The 25,170-nt window shown below is 43.7% G+C and carries 28 protein-coding genes; 21 read left to right on the top strand and 7 right to left on the bottom strand.

The window, feature by feature from the left end; translation table 11 throughout:
* The first annotated feature begins 58 nt into the window (after window positions 1–58).
* Window positions 59–688, top strand: a complete 630-nt coding sequence (gene upp / locus DW015_RS05235; RefSeq protein ID WP_038671163.1) for a uracil phosphoribosyltransferase — start codon at window positions 59–61, stop codon at window positions 686–688.
* Between the two features lie 231 nt (window positions 689–919).
* Window positions 920–2,416 carry a glycosyltransferase family 39 protein gene (locus DW015_RS05230; RefSeq protein ID WP_181979841.1) on the top strand — a complete coding sequence of 499 codons (1,497 nt, stop codon included), beginning with the start codon at window positions 920–922 and terminating at the stop codon, window positions 2,414–2,416.
* Window positions 2,417–2,459: 43 nt separating this feature from the next.
* Here the strand turns inward: DW015_RS05230 and DW015_RS13845 are convergent, their stop codons facing one another.
* The 5 genes from DW015_RS13845 to DW015_RS05205 all read right to left on the bottom strand — a co-directional run bounded on the left by DW015_RS13845 (window position 2,460) and on the right by DW015_RS05205 (window position 8,305).
* Window positions 2,460–3,896, bottom strand: coding sequence for a M23 family metallopeptidase (locus DW015_RS13845; protein WP_117904680.1), 1,437 nt, complete (start codon window positions 3,894–3,896; stop codon window positions 2,460–2,462).
* A 51-nt stretch (window positions 3,897–3,947) separates the two neighbouring features.
* Window positions 3,948–5,405, bottom strand: coding sequence for a M23 family metallopeptidase (locus DW015_RS05220; RefSeq protein ID WP_242993219.1), 1,458 nt, complete (start codon window positions 5,403–5,405; stop codon window positions 3,948–3,950).
* A 178-nt stretch (window positions 5,406–5,583) separates the two neighbouring features.
* Window positions 5,584–6,489, bottom strand: coding sequence for a permease-like cell division protein FtsX (ftsX, locus tag DW015_RS05215; protein ID WP_117904678.1), 906 nt, complete (start codon window positions 6,487–6,489; stop codon window positions 5,584–5,586).
* Window positions 6,476–7,162 carry a cell division ATP-binding protein FtsE gene (ftsE, locus tag DW015_RS05210; protein ID WP_022288638.1) on the bottom strand — a complete coding sequence of 229 codons (687 nt, stop codon included), beginning with the start codon at window positions 7,160–7,162 and terminating at the stop codon, window positions 6,476–6,478. Before ftsE ends, ftsX begins: the two co-directional genes overlap by 14 nt.
* Window positions 7,163–7,219: 57 nt before the next feature.
* The gene (locus DW015_RS05205) at window positions 7,220–8,305 is read right to left on the bottom strand and encodes a helix-turn-helix domain-containing protein (protein WP_022288637.1); all 1,086 of its coding nucleotides are present in this window, start codon (window positions 8,303–8,305) and stop codon (window positions 7,220–7,222) included.
* 439 nt (window positions 8,306–8,744) lie between these two features.
* On the opposite strand from DW015_RS05205, the gene rimM reads away from it, so the two are divergent.
* From rimM to DW015_RS05175, 6 genes are all read left to right on the top strand, one after another.
* Window positions 8,745–9,251, top strand: coding sequence for a ribosome maturation factor RimM (rimM, locus tag DW015_RS05200; RefSeq protein WP_117904676.1), 507 nt, complete (start codon window positions 8,745–8,747; stop codon window positions 9,249–9,251).
* Window positions 9,251–9,754 carry a hypothetical protein gene (locus DW015_RS05195; protein WP_117904674.1) on the top strand — a complete coding sequence of 168 codons (504 nt, stop codon included), beginning with the start codon at window positions 9,251–9,253 and terminating at the stop codon, window positions 9,752–9,754. The genes rimM and DW015_RS05195 overlap by 1 nt, the downstream gene beginning before the upstream one ends.
* Window position 9,755: 1 nt before the next feature.
* On the top strand, window positions 9,756–10,496 hold the full coding sequence (gene trmD / locus DW015_RS05190; protein ID WP_117859593.1) for a tRNA (guanosine(37)-N1)-methyltransferase TrmD: 741 nt from the start codon (window positions 9,756–9,758) through the stop codon (window positions 10,494–10,496).
* Window positions 10,497–10,779: 283 nt separating this feature from the next.
* A complete protein-coding gene (locus DW015_RS05185) occupies window positions 10,780–11,052 on the top strand; it encodes an HPr family phosphocarrier protein (RefSeq protein ID WP_022288633.1) in 273 nt (90 codons plus the stop codon).
* A 472-nt stretch (window positions 11,053–11,524) separates the two neighbouring features.
* Window positions 11,525–12,259, top strand: coding sequence for a 16S rRNA (uracil(1498)-N(3))-methyltransferase (locus DW015_RS05180; RefSeq protein WP_117904719.1), 735 nt, complete (start codon window positions 11,525–11,527; stop codon window positions 12,257–12,259).
* A gap of 160 nt (window positions 12,260–12,419) precedes the next feature.
* Window positions 12,420–12,734 carry a hypothetical protein gene (locus tag DW015_RS05175; RefSeq protein ID WP_022288631.1) on the top strand — a complete coding sequence of 105 codons (315 nt, stop codon included), beginning with the start codon at window positions 12,420–12,422 and terminating at the stop codon, window positions 12,732–12,734.
* 91 nt (window positions 12,735–12,825) lie between these two features.
* Here the strand turns inward: DW015_RS05175 and DW015_RS05170 are convergent, their stop codons facing one another.
* A complete protein-coding gene (locus DW015_RS05170; protein ID WP_181979840.1) occupies window positions 12,826–13,329 on the bottom strand; it encodes a CarD family transcriptional regulator in 504 nt (167 codons plus the stop codon).
* Window positions 13,330–13,508: 179 nt separating this feature from the next.
* Window positions 13,509–13,730: a helix-turn-helix transcriptional regulator gene (locus tag DW015_RS05165; RefSeq protein WP_022288629.1), complete on the bottom strand. Its 222-nt coding sequence runs from the start codon at window positions 13,728–13,730 to the stop codon at window positions 13,509–13,511.
* Between the two features lie 203 nt (window positions 13,731–13,933).
* Between DW015_RS05165 and DW015_RS05160 the strand changes: the two genes are divergently transcribed.
* The 13 genes from DW015_RS05160 to atpH all read left to right on the top strand — a co-directional run bounded on the left by DW015_RS05160 (window position 13,934) and on the right by atpH (window position 25,152).
* The gene (locus DW015_RS05160) at window positions 13,934–14,791 is read left to right on the top strand and encodes a hypothetical protein (RefSeq protein WP_117904671.1); all 858 of its coding nucleotides are present in this window, start codon (window positions 13,934–13,936) and stop codon (window positions 14,789–14,791) included.
* Between the two features lie 128 nt (window positions 14,792–14,919).
* Entirely contained in the window at window positions 14,920–16,722 is a 1,803-nt protein-coding gene (gene lepA / locus DW015_RS05155; RefSeq protein ID WP_117858531.1) for a translation elongation factor 4, read from the top strand.
* Between the two features lie 199 nt (window positions 16,723–16,921).
* The gene (locus tag DW015_RS05150) at window positions 16,922–17,395 is read left to right on the top strand and encodes a hypothetical protein (protein ID WP_242993218.1); all 474 of its coding nucleotides are present in this window, start codon (window positions 16,922–16,924) and stop codon (window positions 17,393–17,395) included.
* Window positions 17,392–18,489 carry a radical SAM family heme chaperone HemW gene (gene hemW, locus DW015_RS05145; RefSeq protein ID WP_117904670.1) on the top strand — a complete coding sequence of 366 codons (1,098 nt, stop codon included), beginning with the start codon at window positions 17,392–17,394 and terminating at the stop codon, window positions 18,487–18,489. Before DW015_RS05150 ends, hemW begins: the two co-directional genes overlap by 4 nt.
* 150 nt (window positions 18,490–18,639) lie before the next feature.
* Window positions 18,640–19,638, top strand: coding sequence for an efflux RND transporter periplasmic adaptor subunit (locus DW015_RS05140; RefSeq protein WP_117896506.1), 999 nt, complete (start codon window positions 18,640–18,642; stop codon window positions 19,636–19,638).
* Window positions 19,639–19,770: 132 nt separating this feature from the next.
* Window positions 19,771–20,622, top strand: coding sequence for a hypothetical protein (locus tag DW015_RS05135; protein ID WP_117904668.1), 852 nt, complete (start codon window positions 19,771–19,773; stop codon window positions 20,620–20,622).
* 270 nt (window positions 20,623–20,892) lie between these two features.
* Complete coding sequence (locus tag DW015_RS05130) at window positions 20,893–21,867, top strand: hypothetical protein (RefSeq protein ID WP_117904665.1); 975 nt, start codon at window positions 20,893–20,895, stop codon at window positions 21,865–21,867.
* A 130-nt stretch (window positions 21,868–21,997) separates the two neighbouring features.
* Complete coding sequence (locus DW015_RS05125; RefSeq protein WP_117904663.1) at window positions 21,998–22,270, top strand: hypothetical protein; 273 nt, start codon at window positions 21,998–22,000, stop codon at window positions 22,268–22,270.
* A gap of 336 nt (window positions 22,271–22,606) precedes the next feature.
* A complete protein-coding gene (locus tag DW015_RS05120) occupies window positions 22,607–22,990 on the top strand; it encodes a hypothetical protein (protein ID WP_117904661.1) in 384 nt (127 codons plus the stop codon).
* Window positions 22,991–23,719 (top strand): FoF1 ATP synthase subunit a, encoded by a 729-nt coding sequence (locus DW015_RS05115; RefSeq protein WP_117904659.1) that lies wholly within the window; start codon window positions 22,991–22,993, stop codon window positions 23,717–23,719.
* 59 nt (window positions 23,720–23,778) lie between these two features.
* Window positions 23,779–24,033 carry an ATP synthase F0 subunit C gene (gene atpE, locus DW015_RS05110; protein ID WP_022288618.1) on the top strand — a complete coding sequence of 85 codons (255 nt, stop codon included), beginning with the start codon at window positions 23,779–23,781 and terminating at the stop codon, window positions 24,031–24,033.
* A 55-nt stretch (window positions 24,034–24,088) separates the two neighbouring features.
* A complete protein-coding gene (gene atpF, locus DW015_RS05105) occupies window positions 24,089–24,604 on the top strand; it encodes a F0F1 ATP synthase subunit B (protein ID WP_038671185.1) in 516 nt (171 codons plus the stop codon).
* Window positions 24,604–25,152 (top strand): ATP synthase F1 subunit delta, encoded by a 549-nt coding sequence (atpH, locus tag DW015_RS05100; protein ID WP_117904657.1) that lies wholly within the window; start codon window positions 24,604–24,606, stop codon window positions 25,150–25,152. Before atpF ends, atpH begins: the two co-directional genes overlap by 1 nt.
* The last annotated feature ends 18 nt before the right edge of the window (window positions 25,153–25,170 follow it).

Genomic DNA, 25,170 nt, shown 5'->3' with positions numbered 1-25,170 from the left:
ACGTTACTGCACACAAAAAAATGCGAATTTATAAATCATTATGAAAGGAAATGGGAAAATGGGAAACGTAAATATCATCAATCACCCGCTTGTAAAGCACAAAATAACGCTTATGCGTGACGAAAAGACCGGAACAAGAGAGTTCCGTATACTTGTGGAAGAGGTAGCAATGCTTATGGGCTATGAGGCTATGAGAGATCTTCCAACAGAGGACGTTGAGGTGAAAACACCTATCACCACAAGAAAACTCCCTATGCTCTGCGGCAAAAAGCTTGCTATCGTGCCTATCCTGAGGGCAGGTCTTGGCATGGTAAGCGGACTTCTTGCACTCGTTCCGTCTGCAAAGGTCGGTCATATCGGTCTTTATCGTGACGAGGTCACACACGAGCCTCACGAGTATTACTGCAAGCTCCCTGATAGAATAAACGAGCGACTTGTTATCGTCTGCGACCCAATGCTTGCGACAGGCGGATCTGCGATACAGGCTGTTGACTTTTTGAAAGACAAGGGCTGCAAGAACATCAAGTTCATGTGCATAATCGCTGCTCCTGAGGGTCTTGACGCTTTGAGAACGGCTCACCCTGATATCGACATTTATGTAGGCAACCTTGATGAAAAGCTCAATGAGGACGCTTATATCGTTCCCGGTCTTGGCGACGCAGGCGACAGGATCTTCGGCACAAAATAATTGTCTTATACTAATACTCGCTGCTTTGTTTTTTGCAACAGAGCGGCGATTTTTTTGTTTTCTTCACTAAAAAAACTTTAAAAAGTTCCTTCAATTTCAGTTGTTACAATAATTGAAACTTATTTCCGTTGATGATATAATTCAAATGTAGAAATATAGAACAAAATAAAAAAACAGGGCGAACTCATGTAAAAAAATATTATGAGGATACACCCTAATAAGGAGCAAAAAATGTTTGTGAAGAAAACCGACCGATTTTTTGCGGTCACAAGCATGATCGTGTGCTGCTGTTGCACTGCAACTGTGTTTATCTCATACATAAAACGCAGTAACATACGAATGCTTTGTCTTGGACCATTTTTCCTTGCGGCGGCGATAGTGTTGTATATTGCTCTGAAACGCTGTGAAAAGAAGCTTACCAAAAAGCGTGTCAGACTTATATTTGCTTTTTTCTGCCTGATTTTGCTTGCATTGCAGATATTGTTTGTGCGTTATCTTTATTATAACTACGAAATGGTTGACCCAAAAATAACAGGGGAGTTCGCAAAACGCTTTGTCATGGGTGAAGATCTGGGGAGCATCAAAGAAAGCTACCGTATTTATGCTGCAAAATACCCTAACGCATGGGGCATGATATATTTGCAGATACCATTTTTCGCCTTATGGAAGCTTTTCACCGGCGGCGTGAGCGTCTATGCGGGGCAGACCTTTAACGTAATTCTTATTCAACTTAGCGTAATAATGACCTTTCTCACAGGGGAGAGGATATTCAAACTTAACAGCCAAAGGCTTTTTTGCGGCATTATTTCGGCACTTATGCCTGTTATGCTGCTGTATACGCCGTTTTTTCATTCTGACACAGCAGGCATGATATTTGTAAGCTGTACCCTTTATTTTCTGACCCTTGCGGTGAAAGAAAAAAGCAAAACCAAAAGCGTTGTCTATGCTCTTATAGCAAGCCTTTTTATCGCACTTGGAAACACTGTCAAGGGAAGCATTGCAGTAATGCTGATTTCAGTGATGATATTTTTTGTGCTGAAAATGGGTGTAAAAAGGGGAGCTATACTGAGCCTTGCTGCTGTTATGCTGTTTATTGGCGTGTCAAAGGCGGCATACTATGGCGGCCTTGCTATGGGTATCTCTGATGAAAAAATGGTAGACAGATATCGTTTCCCTGTTACACACTGGATAATGATGAGCCTTAACAGCGAATACAAGACCCACGTTGACGAGGACGTTGACTTCACTATGTCATTTGATACATATGACGCCAAAAAGCAGGCGAATATCCGGGAAATAAAAGCCCGCCTTGAAAACATAAGCACCCCTTATGAAGCCTGCAAAATGGCTTATCACAAAGTCGCCAGAACGTGGGACAGCGGTGGTTTTTCTTATCGCAAATATCTCTCACGCTCCGAACCCACAGGAGGTCTGCAAGAGGTACTGAACAGCTCCTTGCTTGGTATCTATGTAGACGGCTATCACAGTGCAATGCTCTTAGCAATGGCGTTTGGTGCAGTTTATGCCGCTGGCAAGCGTCGCCACTCTGCTTTGTTTTTCAGCATAGTGACTCTCACGGGAGTTATACTCTTTTTCCTTATATGGGAAAATCCGCCCAGATATATAGTCACATTTATCCCCGTGATAATGCTTCTTTGCACTTCAGGAGCAAGATATATCACAGCGATTATTTCACGTCTTTGTAAGCATGTGAGTGTTTCAAAATAAGATAAAAAAAGGCCTCTTATGTTTTTCCATAAGAGGTCGATTTTTATTGTGTAACATCAAGATAGAACGCAGGGTTCAATATATAACCCTGATAGCGTATCTCAATGTGCAGGTGGTCGCCTGTTGAAAAGCCGGTCGAACCCATTTTGCCAATAACGTCGCCTTTTTTCACCTCGTCGCCTATCTCTACATCTACCTCTGTGAGATGTCCGTAAAGAGTGATGAACTCGTTGCCGTGGTCGATGATAACATAGTTTCCATAACCGCCGCCGCAGCCGCAGGACTCCTCCTTGCCATAGTCATGCGTGCAGGTGGTGTTTATCTTTATGACCTTGCCGCTGCATGAAGCGTGAATAGGCGTACCATGAGCCGCAGGAATGTCAAGACCCGTGTGATATGAGCCCCATCGTGCGCCCACGCCTGATGATACGGAATAAGACCCCGGAACAGGCCATGCGAAGTAGTAATCAGGCTCGGTATCTCCAAGCTTTTCACCCTTGTCAAGGCGGTCGTTTATCTCCTTGTGAAGCTCCTCAAGCTTCACATCTGCAAGTGCCATTGTGGCAGAAACTTCGTTATCTCTTGCTGTTCCGCCTGAGCCTGACGATTTCAGTATGCCGGAAAGGCTGCCCTCAAACTGCTCACGCTCCGCCTCATAGGCTTCGTTCTGCTCTTTGAGCTTTTTCTGCTTAGCTTTAAGCTCTTGCTGTGTCTTTGTACTGGAGCGGTAAAGCTGACTAAGCATATCCTTTTGCTGTGTATACTGCGTATACTGAGCGTCATACTCGGCTTTCTGTTTGTCAAGGGTCTTTTGCATATCCTCATATTCAGTCTTGAGTTTTATAAGGTTATCAATGATAGTGTCATCATGGTGTGCCACACGCTTTATAAGCTCTAATCTCATGAGTATGTCATAAAAGCTGTCTGATTCCAAAAGCATTGTGGTGTAGCTGTCCGACCCTGCGATATACATTGCCCTTAATCTTTGTTTAAAGTCCCCTATGCCCTTGTTTATCTCAGCCTGCTTCTTGTCGATATTTCGCTGATTGGTGTTTATCTGAAGCTCCAGTGCGGTCATGTAAGAGTTGAGAACGTCTATCTCGTCATTTATAGAATCTATCTTTTCTTTCAGAAGCTTCTGCTTTTTCTCGCTTTTCTCAATGTCCTCATCATATTTGTCGAGCTGTTCGTTTATTTCCGTCTGCTTTTTTGATAGCTCTCTTAGCTGTTCTGCATACTGTGTGATGTCAAAACCTGTTGACTCCTCCTGAGAATTATCGTCATTTTCTGTTTGTCCATCGCTTTGCTGACCTCCGTCAGCCGCAGATTCAGTATAGCTATAGTCCTCCCCCTGCGAGCTTTCAGTGTCCGCTGAGGTTATCTTCAAAGATGAATTGTAGCTGCTTCCTGCAATACCGGCGGTAACAGCGAATGCGATAATGAAAGTGAGAATACGTTTTAAGCTGTAAAGCCTGTTCATGAAATAAAAGACTCCTTTGGTTGTGGGGCAAGACCTTTCGGCATTGCCTGTTTATACATAATTTGACGGATTCTGAGCCACGCCGTTCAATCGCACCTCAAAGTGCAGGTGGTCGCCAGTTGAATATCCTGTTGAGCCGACAATACCCAGAACGTCGCCCTTGTTGACGTGCTGACCCTGTGTTACGCTCATATACTGTGAGTGACCGTAAAGGGTCCAGTAGCCGTTGCCGTGGTCGATTATGCAGTAGTTTCCATATCCACCGCCGCAGCCGCATGAGCCGTTCTTGCCATAATCGTGTGTGCAGGTGTTGCTGACCAGTATAACAGTACCCTCAGCGGCAGCGCATATCTTTGCGCCTCTTATTCCGGGAGACCAGATGTCGATACCCTTGTGATAAGCGCCCCAGCGCCAGCCCACGCCGTAGGAAATATGATAATAACCCGGCACAGGCCATGTAAACTGGCTCTTGTCGGTATAATTGTAGTCACCGTTATTGGTAGAAGATTGACCGCTGTTAGAGGTGTTGCCGTTTGCATTAGAAGGTGAAGAATTGCCGTTATTATTCTGCTGTTGCTGCTGTTGTCTACGTTCTTCTTCCTCTCTTCTCTTACGTTCTTCCTCTTCTTTTTTCTTACGTTCCTCTTCTTCCTTCTTTTTGATCTGCTCCTGCTCCTTGTAAAGCTTCTGGAGCTGTGCCTCGAAGTCTTCCTGCTCCTTGTTTATCTGCTCCTTGTTGGCTTCATAAGCCGCCTTATCTTCCTCAAGCTGGTCGATAACAGCCTGACTTTTTGCATAAAGGTCGTCAAGCTTTTTCTTCTGCTCAGTGTGATAGGTCTTTTGCTCTTCAAGGGTAGCTTTGTTAGTTTCAAGTTCAGTCTTGTTGGCTTCAAGCTCTGCTTCCTGAGATTCATACTCGCCTTTAAGCTCAACAAGTCCGTCGATCATGGTGTTGTCATGGTCAGCCACTCTTTTGACAAGCTCTATTTTCATAAGCATATCATAAAAGTCCGTCGAACCAATAAGAATATCGGTGTATGAACTATTTCCGGCAACATACATTGCTCTAAGACGTTGTTTGAAGTCAACAACGCCATTTTCTATCTCAGTTCTCTTGTTTTTTATTTTTATTTCGCTTTTAGCAATAGCCTCTTCAAGGTCGGCTATCTCAGTTTCAAGGTCAGTGATAGAATCCTCAAGGGTCAGTATAGTTTCCTGAACAGTTTCTATCTGCTCTTGGATAGCTTTCTGATTTTCTTCCTCCTTGGAGATATCGTCCTTTGTGCTGTTTATCTGCTTGTCAAGATCAGCCTGCTTTTGTTCAAGCTCGCTTATTTTATCCTTGGCAGAGGATATTTTTTTCTTGTTGTTCTTTATTGCCTGACTTTCTGCAGAAGCGTTCTGCGCTGTCATGACCGGCTGTGTGCCGCCTGCAAGCATTGTCATGGAAGCAACTACGGCGATAGTGAAAGCCAATACTCGCTTCATTGTGAATATACCTGTTTTCATACTTGTCCTCCGTCTTAAAAAAGACCATTTTTACACGTTTTTATCCTTCTCTAACGCATTATCCCGCACGTTCTCTCTTTTTTATCTCATGTCAGGATATGCTTTAAACTGCAACAAAAGGCAGTCTAAAAACCCCGTTGGATCATAGCCTGCCTTATGTCTATATTTGGCAAATGTATTATACTTTAAGATGCTTGCCTGTGCTTATAGAAGTACCCACCGCACCGATAACAGCGCCTGCGATAAGATAAGATGCTGCAACAGGGAGCAAGAGGGATTTGAACGAATACAAATTCTGAACACCGAGAATGCTCCAGAGCTTGAAGTCATCATTGAAGATGTTGTAAATTCCCTCGTAGGCAAACTTTGTGAGCAGCAGTGCGCCTGCGGCTGCAAGCAGACCAACTATCATACCCTCGATAAAGAAAGGTATCCTGATAAAGCTGTTGGTAGCGCCTACATATTTCATGATGTTGATCTCTTTACGTCTTGCGAAAACGCTTGCTCTGGTGGTATTTGAAATGATTATCAGACAAACCACAACAAGTGCCACAATGACCGCAAAGGCAACTATCGTAAATACTCTTCTGATACTGATAAGGATATCAGCAAATGCTGTAGGGGACTTTGTTGAGTCAACATTTTCAAAGGTCTCTATCTGAGTGGTTGTTTCGCTCATCTTTTCGATATTCTTGACCGTTACCTTGTAAGTATCAGGCAATGGGTTATCATCGGCATACTGGAAGAAATCCTTTTCCTCGTCTGTCATGCCCTTGAGCATATTTTTCCACGCTTCGTCCTTTGAATAAAGGCTCACAGTGTTGATATTTCCGACCTCTTTGAGCTTATTTTCAAGGGTCTGCATATCAGCCTGACTTGTGCCGTCCTTAACGATAACGATGACTTCGCTCTTGTCCTCGATACCGCCGATTATTCTTGTAAGGTTAATGGAAACAAGCACCGAAGTGCCTACCATGAGCAGGGAAACGAGCAGAATACAGAAAGAAGCGAACGTCATCATTCTGTTTTTCCAAATGCCCTTGAAGCCCTGATTTATAAGATATCTAAAACTACTTGCTTTCATTGGAGCCTCCTATCACTTCGTCAAAGGCGATCTGACCTTTGTTGATGTTGATAATTCTGCCTCCGAAATAGCGCACAAGATCATGCTCGTGGGTAACCATAAGAATGGTAGTGCCGCACTCGTTTATGCCCTTGAGAAGCTCTACTATCTCATATGAAAGCGCAGGGTCGATATTACCCGTAGGCTCGTCGGCAATAATGAGCTGTGGGTCGTTTACAAGGGCTCTTGCAAGTGCCACACGCTGCTGCTCACCGCCTGAAAGCTCGGTCGGATAGCTTTTCGCCTTATCGGAAAGTCCCACAAGGCTTATAACATACGGAACACGGCTTCTTATGTACTTTGCAGGAGCGTCGATCACTCTCAGCACGAATGCCACGTTCTCATAAACTGTCATTGTAGGGATAAGTCTGAAATCCTGAAAAACAACACCGATAGTTCTGCGAAGGGCAGGTATCTTTCTTCTTCTCAGCTTTTTCAGATTGAAGCCGTTTACCATTACTGTACCGCTGGTCGCATCTATTTCTTTAAGTACCAGCTTGATAAGTGTTGATTTTCCGGCGCCTGAAGGACCTACCACGAAAGCGAAGTCGCCGTCGTTTATCTTCAGGTTTACTTTGTTCAGAGCGTCCACACCGCTTGAATAGGTAACGGACACATCTTTAAACTCTACCAAAATTTACACCGCCTTAGTTTTACAGAGGCAAGCTAGCCTCTTTTTCGCTCGTAGGATTTAGAACTTGACAGGGTTAGCGGAGAGATATTTCTTTACCATAAGAGCTATCTTGAAGATGATAGCGTGGTCGAACTCTCTCAGGTCAAGACCCGTGAGCTTTTTGATCTTTTCAAGTCTGTACACAAGAGTATTTCTGTGAACAAACAGTTTTCTTGAAGTTTCAGAAACGTTCAGGTTGTTTTCAAAAAACTTCTGGATAGTGAAAAGTGTTTCATGATCCAGTGACTCGATAGAGCCTTTCTTGAAAACTTCCTTAAGGAATGTTTCGCAAAGTGTTGTAGGCAGGTGATAGATAAGTCTTGCAATACCAAGATTGTCATAAGAAACGATATTCTTGTCAGTATCGAACACCTTTCCTACCTCGAGAGCTATCTGTGCTTCCTTGAAGCTTCTTGCCAGATCCTTTACGCCCTCTACTACTGTTCCTATACCTACAGTGACTCTTGTATAGAACTCACTTGAAAGGGTATCAGAAATAGAACGTGCCAGCTTTTCCAGATCCTTTGACTCAACGCCGTTTGCCACTTCCTTAACAAGCACGATATCGCTCTCAGTGATGTTGAAAACGAAGTCCTTAGACTTGTCAGGGAAAAGGTTCTGGATAACGTCGTAAGCTGAAACGTCATTTGTGGAGAGTATTCTGATAAGCAGCACCACTCTTGAAATGTCAGCGCTGAAATGAAGCTCTCTAGCTTTAACATGAACGTCGCCCGGCAGCACGTTGTCAAGCACTACGTTCTTGATGAAATTGTTTCTGTCGTATTTTTCGTCATAATACTGCTTTATGCTGGAAAGAGTAATGGCAAGTATGCTTGCATACTTTGCAGCCACCTCGTCTGTTCCCTCAACGAAAACAGCATAGTCAGGTTTCATATGAGCACCGAATGGCTTATAGGTATAACCGTCTCTAACAAAAATGTCGTGTGAATCGCCCAGATCTAACGAAACGAATTCGTTAGTCGTTCCGACCTGTGAAAGCTCAGAGCAGGCAATGATAGTTGCGTTCTCATCTATTACGCCTATGACGCAGTCGATAGTGTCACGCATCTGATGAACAACGCTCTGAAATAATCTGTTTGACATAAGTTATTCCCCTCTACTTGCAAAAATTTTCGACCTAAGTTCTGCCATGGGCATAATTACCCCATAAGGGCAGATGTCTGCACATTGTTATTATAACAAAAAACGATATGTTTTGCAAGTGTTTTATAGTGAAAATATGCAAAAAAACTTTTATACCGCAGTTTCAAGCACCGGTCTGCGGTCTGATATATTACAAATTGTAACACATTTTGCTCTCTTATGTGTGAATTTTTTGTTAAATCACAGGTTTTCATGGTGATTTTGTACAAAAGAGGGGCGTAAAGTTCGTTTTGAGTAACCGAATTGTAATTAATAAACTTTTTGTAAATATCCTGAGCTATGTGCATAACAGCGTAGTTAAAGCGTTGCAAAGGGTAAAAAAATATGTTACAATCTATAAAAAGAAAGCTGTAAGATTTGTTATCGGGAGGTAATCAAAATGGGCGTAAAAAAATATCTTGAGGCAGGAAAGATAGTATCGGTGTTCGGCATAAAGGGCGAGATAAAAGTACAGCCATGGTGTGACGGACCTGAATTTCTCTGCGGATTTGACACACTATATTATAAGAGCGGTACTCCTGTGGAGATAGAGCGTTCGAGAGTTGCAAAGAATATCGTTGTAATGAAAGTCAAGGGCGTTGACACTGTGGAGGAGGCCCAGAAGCTTCGCAACAGGGTGCTTTATATCGACCGTGACGATGTGGAGCTTGATGAGGGCTGCTATTTTGTTCAGGATCTTATAGGTCTTGAAGTGGTCGACGCTGACAGCGGTGAAAGCTACGGCAAGATAACAGACGTAAGTCAGACGGGTGCTAACGATGTTTACCACATAACCGATGAAAAGGGAAATGTAAGACTTATCCCTGCGATACCTGAGGTGGTGGCTGAAACGGATATCAAGAGCGGTGTGATGAAGATAACTCCGCTGGAGGGGCTTTTTGACTAATGAGGTTCTGTAAATATGAGGACTTGGAAAGGCTTGTCAGAGATTATTCTGACGGAATGTTCAGCCTGATATTTCCAAAGGTGAACAGCCGTGAAAAGTCGCTGAAATGTATCGAAAAAGTCTTTACGGCATACATAGACGAAAGCCCACGGCTGAGAAGTCCCAGGGCTGAGGAAAAATGGCTCATAAAAAGGCTGAGAAAAGAGAGCGGATTCAACAGGCTTGCCAACACATATAAGGGCGAGGGGCTGAGCTTTATGGAGCTTGATAATATGCTCACAAGTCTGAGGGTATACTATAATAACGAGGGCAACAAGCCGAAGAAGCGCAGGTCTGCTTTGTGGAGCTTATTTGTGGTGATAATAATCGCTATTGTGGTGACTATCGGTGTTGTGCAGGGCATAGGATACTATGAAAAAAGCGGCGGTTCTGTACAGGAGCATTTGAACAGCGCTGTGGAAAACTGGGCTTACCAGTCTTTTGACATGATATGGAGGAATTGATTTGAACATAGATATTGCAACGCTTTTTCCTGAAATGCTTGAGAATTATCTTTCTGAAAGCGTAGTAGGCAGGGCAAGGGCTAAGAATATTTTCACGGTAACGTGTCATAATATCAGGGACTACACTCAGGACAAGCACCGCAGAGTAGACGATACCCCTTACAGCGAAAGACAGGGTATGCTCATGCAGTGCGAGCCTATTTACAACTGCTACAAGTCGGTGACTGAGGGCAAGTCTAAGCCCCACGTTATCTATATGTCCCCACAGGGAAAAACGCTGACCCAGAAGCGTGCAAAGGAACTTTCTCGGCTTGACAGCATATTTATATTATGCGGTCATTATGAGGGAGTGGACAGCAGGGTCATTGACGAAATAGTTGATGAAGAAATATCTGTGGGGGATTATGTGCTTACCGGCGGAGAGCTTCCTGCGTTGGTGCTGGTGGACTGCGTTGTGAGAATGCTGGAGGGAACGCTTTCGCAGGCGGATTGCTATGAGGACGAGAGCCATTATAATGGTCTGCTGGAATATCCACAGTACACACGTCCTGAGGTGTGGCATGACAGGGAAGTGCCTAAAGTGCTTCTATCGGGCAATCATGCTGAGATAGCGAAATGGCGCCGTGAGGAGGCTGTAAAAGCCACCTATTTGAAGCGTCCTGAGCTGTTGGAAAGAAGTCCGCTGACGGAAAAAGATTTGGCTATTATACACAAATTAGAAGAAAAAGAGGATAAAAAGTGATATTGGTTTTCAACACTTTTCACATAATTGTTAAATGAATTTGTACAAAGTGATATAATGTAAAAATCTGTGTTGTTGATATGCCACAAGTTTAATTGCAAAAGTTGCAAAGTTTAGAGCATTGTGCTGAAAATTAAGGGTTTTTCGCTTGTTTGTCTAAATTTTGCGTTGACTAAGGCAGACTTGTCGAGTATAATAAGTATATCAAATAACCTGAGGGTATCTTGAAAAAGTCCCTTAATTAGGGAGTTTAACAGCATTATAATGAATGGGAGAGATCAGTATGTTCGTAAAAGACGTAGTAGTACAGAATCAGGTAGGACTTCACGCACGCCCTGCAACATTTTTCATCCAGAAGGCAAATGAATTCAAGTCATCTATCTGGGTAGAGAAAGAGGAGAGAAGAGTAAACGCAAAGAGCCTTCTTGGAATTCTTTCGCTTGGCATTGTAGGCGGCACAACTATCAGGATCATTGCAGACGGTCCAGATGAGGAAGCAGCAGTAAAGGGTCTTGTTGATCTTGTAGACAGCGGCTTTGCTGAGGGTGCAAGATAATCGCTCCCTGAATATAACTAAATAGAATAGTTTGATTTAAGCGGAATGTCCTGTGTGGGGCGTTCCGCTTTTTGCGTCATGTGTCATAAAGTAGGTTCGTCCTGCGATATCCTCGACAGGACAAAAAAACACCCACAGAAAACTGTGGGTGCCAAAAAATAAAAAATTATAGGGGAGAAGCTAGTAGAAATTAATCTACAAGCTGTATATATGAAGGCTTGGGGTAAAAGCCTACATACCAAAATCAACTGCCGCCCTTGGAACTTTCCTCGGTGGGTCTTGTCCCTTGCGACAACTATATAATACCCTGCCCGTATGTACTGCGTATGAAAGTTTTGTGTTAGTTATGTGAACTTTGTTGAACAATTTTTGAAGGTGTGGTATACTATACCAAGAAGCGACGGAAGCGTCGTGAAAGTGCGTAAAATCGTGATTTGAGATTGGAGGACAGTGCTTGACACTGGTTGGGAATATGCCTAGATTTTTTGTTGACAGCGTATCGGGGAATACGATTTCTATCAGGGGTAATGATGCTTATCATATCGGCAGAAGTTTGCGTATGAGACTTGGAGATATCATCACTGTTTGTGCGGACAGGGTGGAATACAGAGCAAAAATTCTGTCCATTTCTGATAAGGAAGTGGTTTGTGATGTGCTTTCTGCTGAGAAAAGCGAAAACGAGCCTACTGTGAATGTGGTGCTTTATCAGGCGTTGCCTAAGTCTGATAAAATGGATCTTATAGTGCAAAAGGCTGTGGAGCTTGGAGTGTACAAGATAGTGCCTGTTATTACGGCGAGGTGCGTTTCAAGACCTGCAAAAAGCGGCTATGAAAAGCGTGTGGAGAGATACAATAAGATAGCTTTGGAAGCGGCGAAACAGTCAGGCAGGGGATATGTGCCTGAGGTGACGAATTTTATCAGCTTTGAGGAGTGCCTTGGTGAACTTAAAGAGTGCGATGAGAGCTTTATGTGTTACGAAAAGGGCGGTGTGAGCCTTAGCAAGACAGGCATTGCCCCTGTCAGTGAGGGCGAGGAAAAGACTATTGGCTTGTTTATCGGCTGTGAGGGCGGTTTCGAGAGCCATGAGGCGGAGAGCTGCAGTCAGGCAGGGGTCACTATAGTGAGTCTTGGACCTAGGATACTGCGCTGTGAGACCGCTCCACTGGCGGCTCTTAGCGTGATAATGAGCCTTACGGGAAATATGTAGCGGTGGGCAATTTGTCAAAGCTTACTGAGATTTTTTGAGCAGGTTGTATAAAAAATCAGTATTTTTTGTAAACGTCTTGATTTTTTATAACAAATATGCTATACTGTAGATAATCTGAACACAGTTCAGAGTGGAATATTCAGAAAAGGAGCGTTTTATTATGGCAAGCGGATTGAAAGTTATAGCTGCACTCGGTGCGATCGCTGCAGGAGCTGCTGCTATTTTTGCATTTAAAAAGCACAAGGAGCTTGAAAACTACGATTACGAAGATCTCGACGAGGATTTCGACGATTGCTGCGGCTGCGACGAGTGCTCTGACGAGGCTGATGAAGCTGACAAGGCAGAGGACGCTGAGAAGTCTGAGGAAAAGGCTGAAGAGCCAGCTGAGGACGAGGCTGCAACTGAGGAGGACGCTGACGTTGAAGTTCAGCTCGACGCTATCGAGGAGCCTGTTGAGGACGTTGACAAGGAATAATCGAGTATTGTTTATGAAAATAAAAAGGACAAGCCACTGTGGTTTGTCCTTTTTTTAGTTTGCCGATATTATTTGTGTCATTTGTATGTATTTAGGCTTTGCTCAGACGGGTTTCTATAAAGTCGAAGACCTCGTCTTGGGATATGCCCAGGACGGCTGAAAACTCGTCAAAGAGCAGATTTTCCGCATTCTTGAAAAAACGTTCGTCTAATGAATGGAGATGTCTGCCCTTCGCAATAAGATGTTTCTGTCTGAGATACAATGTTCTCACAAGCTGTGCAAGTCGCTTTCTGTCGCCGCTTTCAAGTACCTGTGAATAAAGCTCGGCACGCTCGCTGCTGCTTTCTTTCCAAAGGGAGCTCTCCTCGGGCATTTCTTTTATGATTTCCTCTATCTCATCGCCTGTGAGCAGAGGTTTGAACTTTGTTTTAAGCTCGTCATTATCTACCGGCACATACAAGGTGGAATTGATTTGGTGGACAGGTTTTAGAACTATGTAGCGCTTTTTCTGACCCTTGACGGTCTGTTCGCACTCGCCCTCGACTTTGCACACTCCGGTTGTACCGTATGATATGATGTCGCCTTTTTTAAGCATTTTTAACGCTCCTTCCACATTAAATCGTGAATACAACTTTATTTTGTTTCTTATATACATTATAACACTTTTTTTCTAAAAATGTCATAGGCAATTTTAACAAATCCTGCATAGAAGAGGATTGTATAAATGTGTATGAAATGGGTTGCAAAAAAGCGGAAAGAGATGTTCTTTCCGCTTTACATATCTTTATAGTAGGTCTTGTTTTTGGTTAGTCCCAGAAGATAGTCTACATTTGTTTTGTGATATTCAGCTAGGGCTATGAGGATATCCGTGGGAATATCACGCTGTCCTAGTTCGTAGTTGCTGTAAGCTTGCTGTGAGCAATGGAGTATTTTTGCCATATCGTTTTGTTTAAGGTCTGCGTCTTCTCGCATATCTCGTATTCTTTGAAAAACCATGCGGCGCTCCATTCCTTTCTGATAGTCTATATTTAATATATCATACAACATTATGTTGTGCTTTTCTTACTACATTATGTTGTAAAAACGCTATGGCTGTTTGTGGGTATTTAACAAAATATTTATAAATGTCGAAAATATTGTTGACTTGCATAGGAGAATGTTGTAAAATAAATTTATTAAAGAAATATGGAGGTAACATTATGAAAAAAATATCTGCTCTTTTATTGGCAGTGGTAATGGCTTTTGGCATGGCAGGCTGTTCTGACAGCGGGTCTTCCGACAGTGATAAGGAAAGCTCGGCTGCGGCTGTGCAGACGGAAAGCAGTGCCGCTGACTCATCAGAAGATGCAACAGCAACGACAACTACCACAACAACTGCTCCTGCGGTAACGGAATCGTCACAGGCTGAGGCGGTTGACACAAGCACAGCTGACGAAAACAAGCCTGCAAGCGGTGACAGCAACGATATTGCGGCTAGTGCTATAGAGCCGTCTGAAACAAGCGAGGAAAATCTTGCACCTATCGGTCAGTGGATAAAGACTACCAGATACTGCGCTACAGACAAGATCTACCACACTATCTATACAAGGATAACAAAGGTAGTTAGCAAAAGTGAGGATGCAGATTATGTAAACAAGGCTATCGAGCTTAACAATTCTGTTGGCAGTGATTTTTATAAGATAGACGAGAGCGAGCTGAAAATACCTGATGACTGCGAGCTTTGCGTTATGGAATATGAGGTATATGTTCCGGAGGATTTCCCTAGCAATGATTGGGGCATAATCTCTCCTGATGTAAACTATTCTGCTTCTAACAAGGGCGGCGGAGGAATACCTTCTGCTGACGGTGCTTCTACTTATATCGGCATGGGCGGAACTACTGAGCTTCTTACACAGAAAAAGAACGAATATTTTGTTGGAAATACATACAAGTATGTAAACCTTTTCCTTATGGTAAAGGGCTACAAGGATTACAAGTTCACATTCAGCTCTTATCCAGAGGGAACAACTTCTGACAGCTCTGATGACGCTGTAACGGCATATATCAGCGCAGAATAATATGTATTTTGGGGCAGGCACGTTGTGTCTGCCTTTTTTCTTTGCGGAGAAATTGACAATGTGGGGCAAGCGTGTTATAATAAAATATTATGGAAAAGTATACTTGTCTGAGAGAGGAAAAACAGTAAATGAACGAAAATAATATACGAAATTTCTGCATTATAGCTCATATAGACCACGGCAAATCTACTCTTGCCGACAGAATTTTGGAGCTTACGGATACTGTGAAGCTGAGAGATATGGAAAATCAGCTTCTCGATAATATGGATATCGAGCGTGAAAGAGGTATCACTATCAAGGCTCGTGCGGTGCGCCTTAATTATCATGCTGACGACGGGCAGGACTATGTTTTCAACCTTATCGACACCCCTGGTCATGTTGACTTCAACTATGAGGTGTCACGTTCTCTTGCCGCCTGCGAGGGTGCATTGCTTATCGTTGACGCTTCTCAGGGCATAGAAGCGCAGACCCTTGCAAACACTTATCTTGCTATCGAACATGACCTCGAGGTAGTGCCTGTTATAAACAAGATAGACCTGCCGTCCGCTGACCCTGAAAGGGCTTGCACAGAGGTAGAGAACGTTATAGGCATTCCTGCTATGGACGCTCCGAGGATATCAGCTAAAATGGGTACGAACGTCAAAGAGGTGCTTGAACGTGTTGTAAAGGATATACCATGCCCAAAGGGCGACGAGAACGCTCCGCTTAAGGCTCTTATTTTCGATAGCTATTATGACCAGTACAAGGGAGTTATAATATACTGCCGTGTGAAAGAGGGGCATATCAAGGCTGGAGATACCATCAGGCTTATGGCTACGGGGGCTGAATTTCAGACGGTGGAGATAGGCTATATGGGAGCAACTGACCTTGTGCCTGTGGGCGAGCTTCATGCAGGCGAGGTAGGCTACATTGCGGCATCTATAAAGGATATCGGCGACACTCGTGTGGGCGATACTGTGACAAATGCGGCTGAGCCTTGCGCTGAGGCACTCCCCGGATATAAGAAAGTAAACCCTATGGTATACTGCGGAATCTATCCTGCGGACGGGGCAAAATATCCTGACCTCAGAGATGCCCTTGAAAAGCTTATGCTCAATGACGCTTCACTGTCCTTCGAGCCTGAAACTTCCATTGCACTGGGCTTTGGTTTCAGATGTGGATTCCTCGGACTTCTGCACATGGAGATAATCCAGGAGCGTTTGGAGAGAGAATATAATCTCGACCTTATCACAACTGCGCCGTCTGTTATCTATAAGGTAAATCTGACTAACGGCGAAACTGTGTTTATAGATAACCCGACAAATTATCCAGACGTGGCAAATATTGCTTCGGCAGAGGAACCGATAGTTAATGCACATATTTATACGCCGTCTGAATATGTTGGAAATATAATGGAGCTTTGTCAGGACAGACGAGGCGTATACAAGGATATGAAGTATATAGACGAAACTAGAGTTGACCTGCATTATCAGCTTCCCCTCAACGAGATAGTTTATGACTTCTTTGACGCATTGAAATCACGCACAAAGGGCTATGCTTCATTTGACTATGAGATGATGGGCTATGCGAAGTCTAAGCTTGTGAAGCTTGATATACTCCTTAACGGCGAGGTGGTTGACGCACTTTCATTCATCGTACACGAGGATAAGGCTTATTCAAGAGGCAGGAGGCTGACGGAGAAGCTTAAAGAGAATATACCAAGACAGCTCTTTGAAATACCTGTGCAGGCGGCTATCGGCGGAAAGATAATAGCCAGAGAAACTATCAAGGCTATGAGAAAAGACGTGCTTGCTAAGTGCTATGGCGGAGATATTACAAGAAAGAAGAAGCTGTTGGAGAAGCAAAAAGAGGGAAAGAAGCGAATGAGACAGCTTGGATCTGTGTCAGTACCGCAGGAAGCGTTTATGTCGGTGCTGAAACTGGACGAGTAGCGGATTCTTTAGTGAGGAGTGAGGAATGGCGGAGCCATACCGAGCAAATCACCAATACAAAGTAGAGAAAACACCGAGCGGAGCGATTTTGCGGTGGTAGAATTTTGGTGTAGGGGCTGGCGCCCTCGACAGCCCGTTCGGAGAGTGGATAGGTTTTGGTTTATACAAATATATCAACATTTTTTTGAAAGGAGCAGCTATGCCTGATATACAAAAGTCTATGAAATTGTCGCTGGCTTTCGGGCTGAGCGGTGCGGTGATATTGCCTGTGCTTTATGAGGTGTATGCCAATATCTCTGCGGCGGCTGGGCTTGTGCTTATCGCTGTGTGGGCGGTGTGTGCAGGAGCTAAATTCTCGGCACTTAAATTCAAGGAAGCTTTTATGGGCATGGTATGCACACTTGCTTATGCAGGTATTCTTGGCGTTATCTGCTATATCGTTATCCACCCCAAAGTTTCCGATATGCTAAACAGGCGGTCGGCGTATTTTCAGCTCAGTTTGAAACAGCAGGCTTATTTCGTGCTTTATGCGGTGCTTATAAGCCTTTGTATGTTCCTTGTGTGGGGCGGCATATTTGGCGTGAAAAAGGCGATAGAGAGATTTCGGCTCAACCGTGAAAAAACAGGAGAGTATATCGACAAGGCTTTTGATGATGACGAGGATATGCTATGACAGGAATTTATATCCATGTGCCTTTCTGTAAAAGAAAATGCCCTTACTGTGACTTCTATTCCGTTTGCAGACCTGAGCTTTATAAGGACTACACGCAGGCTGTGTGCCGCAATATTGAGGCTTTCAGGGGCAGGGACATAAAATGCGATACTATCTACTTCGGTGGCGGTACGCCCTCTGTGCTGTCGGCTGAACAGGTTGACAGGATAATAGATACGGCAGGAAAGTGCTTTGATCTTTGTAAGCCCGAAATAACCTTGGAGGCTAATCCCAGCTCTGTGGACAGGGAGAAGATGTTAGGGTGGAGAAAAGCAGGTGTAACAAGGCTTTCTTTTGGCGTTCAATCGGCTAATGACAGAGAGCTTGGCTTTTTGGGCAGGCTTCATGACTTTTCTCAGGCAAAGTCGGCTGTGGAAACGGCGGCTCAGGTGGGATTTAGGCACATCTCCTGCGACATCATGCTCGGGGTAAAGGGTCAGACCCTTGAAAGCCTTTGGGATAGCATAGAGAACCTTACGGCACTCCCTGTCGATCATATTTCGGCTTATATGCTGAAAATAGAAAAGGGTACGGCTTTTGATTGTGATGAGATGAGAAACTCTGTGGCTGATGACGATATGCTGTGTGATATGTATTTGCAAACTGTGGGACAGCTTGAAAGCAAGGGCTTTTTACAGTATGAGATATCAAATTTTGCCAAAGAAGGCGGAAAATCACGGCACAATCTTAAATATTGGCACGGGGAAGAATATATAGGAATTGGCCCGTCGGCACATTCTTTCTTTGATAATGAGAGATATTACTGCAAGAGCGATGTTGAGGAATTTATTTCTGACAAGGTGCAGAGCATGGTGGTGCTTGAGGACGACCCTGACAAGGCAGAGGAGTATGTCATGCTGGGGTTAAGGCTCACGGAGGGCATTGACATAGGTAAAGCCGAGGAACTTGGTGGTAAAGAGCTTGGGGAGAATATCCGCAAGAAGGCGGCTTTGTTTCAGAAACAGGGGCTTTGCGTGGTCGAAAAGGGTATTTTAAGGCTTACGCCTGCGGGATTTCTGGCTTCAAACTCTATTATCGGTGAGCTGCTGTGGTAAACCTGTATAAATATAGGCAGACAGTGTTGTGCAGTTATACAATAGATATACGATATGTAGGGGATAAGCTTGAAAAATGACGGAAAATGTGGTATAATTCACTGCGGCGGAGTGTGTCCGCAGTTTTATATTACCGAGAGGGCTTTTTTTATGAAAAGTATAAGATTTATTGCTTTGATCTCAGCAGCGGCAATGTGTTTCGGACTTTGCGCCTGCGGAAAGTCGGAGAAAAAAGACGAGATAGCTGTGCCTATTCTTGAAACTAAGGATATAACATATAAGACGGTAAAAGCTGAGATAGGAGATATATCTCAGGAGTATCATCAGGAGGGTGTTTATGATTACCCTTACAGTGAAACCGTCACCTTCAAGGCAAGCGGTCAGATAAAGTCTATAGATGTGGAGTCGCCTTGTGATGTGAAAAAGGGTGACCTGCTTTGCACACTTTATTCTGACGATGTGGACGAACAGATAGAAGAGGAAGAAATAAGGCTCAATCAGGCAAAGCAGACAGTCGCTACATTGCAGGCGAACGGTGCTGACTACAGTGAGATACAGCTTTCTCAGTATGACTTACAGATAGAACAGCTCAAATATGACAGCCTTGTGGCGTCCTTGGAGGATTATAAGGTTTACGCTCCATGCGACGGACAGTTTGATCTTGCAGACAGACGTGGTCAGGAGCTGACAGCGTTCATGCCGGTGAATAAGGGCGAGGTGCTTGGGTATACTTCCGATAAATCACAAAAGGCTCTGTGCGTGTCTGTGTTTGATAACGCGCTCACAAACGTCAATTTTGGCACTGCAGTGCAGATAGTGCAGGGTGCCAATACAATGGGCGGCACTGTGACGGATATAATCTATAATGAGAGCGGAGATTTCTCGGCATATGTTTATGTTATCACCCCTGACGAGGAGAATGATATGCTGGATCTTGGCGGCATAGAGGTCGTCTTTGACGTGTATTCAAGGCTTGATACTGTGATAGTTCCGCAGAAGGCGGTGAAGAAGCTTGATGGACGCAACTATGTGAACCTGCTTGTGGACGGTGTAAAGATAGAGCAGGACGTAGAGCTTGGCATTGAGGACAACGACAACGTTGAGATACTTTCGGGACTCAGCGGCGGTGAAGAGATAATACTCAATTGACGGCATTCAGCCAATTAAATACTATTTGATTGGCTGATTTGTGTTTTAAGAAAAAATAAAGAAATAAAGCACTTGATTTTTTGCGTAATTTCGTGTAAAATAAAAGAACAGAGTGTCTAGGGAGGACTAAAAATGAAGGATTTTTTATCTAACGTATGGGTAAAGCGAGCGGTATCAGTTTTCAATGTCGCTTACTTTGCTGTAATAACTCTGCTCACTTATGCAACGTTCCTGTATGATCTGGAGTTTGCGGCAGGCAGAGAAAAATCGTTTTTCACAGTGTATGTGGTGCTTAACGTAGTTTTTATGGGACTTATGCTCTTTTCAAGACGTGAGCTTGTGACGGAGATACTGAGCATACTCATGCTTCCGGTCGTGTTCTGCATGATACTTTTCAACATGGGCGATTGGATATTGATAGTTCCTCCGTTCGTTGTTGCTATCATAATGTTCTTTGCGGCAGGCACGAACGAAACTGTAAAGGTTATAATGGGTACGATATACCTGCTTATGTATGTTCTTGGAATAGTTGCATACTTTGTGCTTAATATCCTTTTCGGAGGCACGTCTGTTGAAACTGTGCTAAATTCAGATCTTGACACATCGTCAAGCGTTTATGCTCTCTACAGAGATAACTTCAAGAAGCTCACTGAAGTAACGTCAGAATCAAATACCATATCGCCAGACGGCCAGTATCAGATAATACTTTATGATGTAAAGGACAGCGACAAGGGTGCTGTAAAGATATGCGTAGTGCCATACAATCAGGATATCGAGCTTAAATTCTTTACTCTTAAGCAGAAAGGTATCAAAAAGACCATTTCCAACAAGGGTATAAGAGGAACAGTTCCTGATGTTGGCTGGGTAGAGGAGGACGGAGTTCTCAAGGTGCAGTACAGACTTTCGGAGGCTGATGATCTGAGAGCTACTTCTGTCACAACAATGCCGGATAAGCAGTATTTCCAGTTCCTTGGTATTCAATAAGATCGCAGGACCGTCTGAGAAGGCGGTCTTTTTTTTGATGAAAATGGCTGTCAATAAGAGCTTATTCATAAAAAGCGTGTGGCTATTTTGGTGAAAATGCTTAGCTTGTATTACAAAACAGTTACATTATATGAAAAAACACATAGTACACTTGACAGTTTTGTTAAAAAGGTGTAAAATATTTATAGTGTTTTATAGCGTTTCGATACTTGTGTGAACGGCCATGAAAGCGTTTACATACAATAGTATCAAGGGAGGATAAGAATTAAGATGAGATCAAAGAGAATACTTGGCATGGTATCAGCGATAATGATGCTTGGCGTTTGTGCTGTGCCTGCTTATGCCGACAGTGAGGCTGAAATACCTGAATATAGTGCCGACAAGAGTATCCTTACAACAGATACTTCAGCACCATCCTTGTCGTTTGATATGAAGGATTGGGAGAGATATATCAAGGTGACTCCTGACGGTGAGAAGATATCAGTGGGAGCATCCCAAGAAAAGACCTATGCTTATCAGGGTGCGAGCCTTAAGATAACAGCAACACAGCCTAATGACATAAGCGATTATTGTACTTTTGCTTCGCTTATAAGAGATGACGATAAGAATTTGGTTTATCCCGGCTCTGATTCTGAAGATACGCCTTATATAACGATGGGCGTTGAGATCGACGCCAAAGATTTTGGTATGACTTGTTTTGACGGCTGTATGGTTTCTTTCAAGTACAGGATAAATCAGGACGCTCAGGGCAAGCTTATGGGAGATTCTGTGTTTGCTTTTCCTTGTACTGAGGAATACAAAACGGTGACCAGCAATAGTGTTCAACTTGAAATAAATACAGATGCAAGCAATAATGTTACTCAGTATGCGACAGCGCTTATACCGGTACCTGACAAGTGCGGAGCAACAAAGTTCGTATTTGAGATACCGGTTATAAAGAAAATGGATAAGACAGATGTGCTTTATATTGATAATCTTGTAATAGATACTCCGTTGCAGAAGAACGGTGAAGATCTTCAGGTAATGAATCTCGATGGCTACAATAAAAGTGCAAAGGCACAGGAGATCGTGCAGGGCTTAAAGATACAGCCTAAGTCAAACGGACTGAGCAGCACTTCGTCATCTGAGGCTGAATCTTCAAAGGGTATCGGAGTAGTAGGCATTGTAGTTATTGCGGTCGTTGCGGTTGTTATTGTCGGTGCTGTTATTTTCGTTATCAAGAAAAAGAGATCGCAGTTCTATTGATTTTTTGATCTGACAGAGAGATGGGCTTTTGGCTCATCTCTTTTTTGTTTTTTTATGAATAAATCCTCATCTCCGAGAAATAATAGCATTAGCCTAAAATGGCATATCTTATACTGAAAGGAACTTAATTATGAAAAAATTGATCGCTATGCTAACTTGTCTTGGCCTTTGCGGCATTATGCTCGCAGGCTGTTCAAGAAATGACGATAACTCAGGTTCGACATCTTCCGGCGTTACTGCGACCACAACTTCTAAAAATGAGGTCACAAGCAGACGTGATGACAGCGACACGCTTGTGAGCCGTGTTGGCGATGGTATCAAGGACACTGTAAGCGGTGGTGCGGATATTATTGATGATACTGTAAGCACTGTAGAAAGCGTTGTTGACGATATCATCAGATAAGCTGCACATATGCTTGCGGACTGCTCAGCCGTGATATTATTTCGGCTTGCGGCAGTCCGTTTTTTATTGTGAAATCGTATGACAAAACTCAAACAATGTCAAAAATCAATGATTGACTATTGATAAATTATTAACGTCAAATCATAATTAACTAATTATTTGACTAACTGTGAACGAAATGTAAAGCCTATGTAAAATAAATGTTTAAGTTTGCGGTTTGCTCTTTAAAAATATAGGGCTGTGTGGTATAATGAAATACATCAGGCAGATATTTTCTGCTATTAAGAAAATGTAAAGATTTATGGTGGATTTCTTTATGAAAATCGGAGAAAATAAGTGAAAAATATAGGCTCTGAGCTTGGCGGCTTGCTGAAAAAAATATGCTTATGGGGCGGTGTTATGGCTGCTGTATGCTGGGCATTTACTTTGCTGTGGGGCTTTGACATCACACAGCTTGCGGGCTTTGCATTGGGCTGGGGCTATATGTGCCTTTGTATGTACTACCTTGGTGTGACCTGCGAAAAGGCTGTGGAGCTTGAGGGCAAAAAGGCTAAGCGGACAATGCTTGGGTGTTACATGACTAGGTATGGAGTGCTTTTTGTGCTCTGTGCTGGGGCTATGCTCACGAAGGCTGTGAGTGCGGTGGGGATACTTCTGCCGCAGTTTTATCCGAGGATAATTCTGTATGTCATACAGATAAGAGAAAGAAGGGATAAATAAATGACGGGTATAGGAAACGGCCCTAAGATAGTGTTTGAGATAGGCAGTCTGAGGATCACCGAAACGGTGGTGATGGGCTGGCTTATTATAGTTGCGGTGCTGATACTGTGCTTGTGGCTCACACACGATTTGAAAAAAGTGCCTGAGAAAAAGCGTCAGGTAGTCGTTGAGATGTTTGTGAACTTTGTCAACAACATGGTCAAAGAGAATATGGGCGTTAAGATGATGAAGTATGCCCCTTATATTGCTACGCTGCTTATTTATGCGGTGTTTGGCGCTCTTATCAGTATGATAGGTCTGAGGTCTATGACTGCGGACATCAATGTTACGGCAACGTGGGCTCTTATGACATTCGTGCTTATCACATACAACAAGATAAAAGCGAATGGTTTCAAGGGCTATCTTAAAAGCTTTGCACAGCCTGTGGCTTTTATCCTGCCGCTCAATATCATCAGCGAGGTGGCAACGCCTGCGTCTATGGCATTCCGTCTGTTCGGCAACGTTGCAGGCGGCATGGTAATAACGGGACTGCTTTATGGTGCGCTCGGCTCACTGTCATCTGCACTGGGTCTGACTTTTGAGGCAGGCTCATGGGCGTTCAGTGTATTTCAGGTAGGTATACCTGCGGTGCTCAGCGTGTATTTCGACCTGTTCTCAGGGTGTATACAGGCTTATATCTTCTCCATGCTCACCATGGTAAACGTTGGTGCGGCTGCGGAAACAGAGTAATTTACCGCTTTGGCGGAAAGTATAAAAAAGTAAATAGTAAATAACGGAGGTTTATCATTATGGAAAAGGCTATTCTTCTTGGCTGTTCAGCAATCGGTGCAGGACTTGCAATGATCGCAGGTATCGGACCTGGTATCGGTGAGGGCTACGCAGTAGGAAAGACTATCGAGGCTATCGCAAGACAGCCTGAGGCTAAGGGCGACTGCACAAGAACAATGTTCATAGGCGTTGCTATGGCTGAGTCAACAGGTATCTACGCATTCGTAGTTGCACTTATCCTGCTCTTTGCTAACCCATTTATCGGAAAGCTTTAATAAAAAGCTTCAAACAAGATTTGCTCTGCATTGGTGCGGAGGGGAGGTTGGATAAATGGTATTGGCAGCAGGCGATGTGACAGAGTTTCTGTCAATAGATCTGACAACGATAATTGCGACTTTGCTCAATACGCTCATACTGTTTTTGGTGCTCAAGCATTTTCTGTTCGATAAGGTGAACAAGGTCATCGAGGACAGGAAAAATGATGTTAAGGAAACTTACAGGCAGGCTGACGAGGCAAAAGAAAATGCCGAGAAGCTTGAAGCTGAGTATACAAGCAGATTAGAGGGTGCAAAGGAAGAGTCTGCACAGATTATACAGACGGCAACAAGAAAGGCTCAACAGCGTTCTGACGAGATAATCAGCGAAGCGAGAACTGAGGCAAAGGGCCTTGTGGACAACGCTTCGAGAGAGATCGAAAGAGAAAAGAAGATCGCTGTCAACCAGATCAAGAACGAGATCACCGATATTGCTTTCTCGGCTGCGGCGGCAGTTGTGGAAAAGGATATGACAGGCGAGGACAACGAACGTCTTATCGAGAAGTTCATTGACAATGTGGGTGAGATGTAATGGCAGACAGTATCGGGAATATTTACGGCAATGCACTTTTCGAGGTGTGCTGCGAGGAAAACTGCCTTGATGAAGTCTATGGTGAGCTTGGGAGCATAAGGGATATAATTTTCTCTCAGGATCAGGAGGAATATGTGGAGCTTCTTGCGTCACCGCTGGTGACGGAGAACGAAAAAAGGGCGGCACTGGAAAAGGTGTTTATGGGCAGGATACAGCCTGTTACGCTTAATTTTCTTTGCCTTGTGAGCGAAAAGGGCAGGATAAGGTTTCTGCCTGAGATATGCGCAAAGTTCAAGGAGCTTTATGAAAAGCATAATAATATCATAGAGGTCACTGCGGTGACGGCTATGCCTCTGTCTGAAAGGCTCAGGGACAAGCTTGTGGTTAAGCTGGAAGCTGTTTCGGGGGCAAAGATAGTGCTTGTGGAAAAGGTGGATAAAAGCCTTATGGGCGGTATCGTGCTGAGATATTCAGACACAGAAATAGACGGCAGCGTCAGAACTAAGCTTGATGATATCAAGGCTCAGATCGACGGGGTCATTGCATAGGAAAGGAACGGTATTTTA

The sequence above is a fragment of the Ruminococcus sp. AF37-20 genome (assembly GCF_003460465.1).
Lineage (GTDB): Bacteria > Bacillota > Clostridia > Oscillospirales > Ruminococcaceae > Hominimerdicola > Hominimerdicola aceti.
This window is presented reverse-complemented; position numbering and strand designations above follow the sequence as displayed.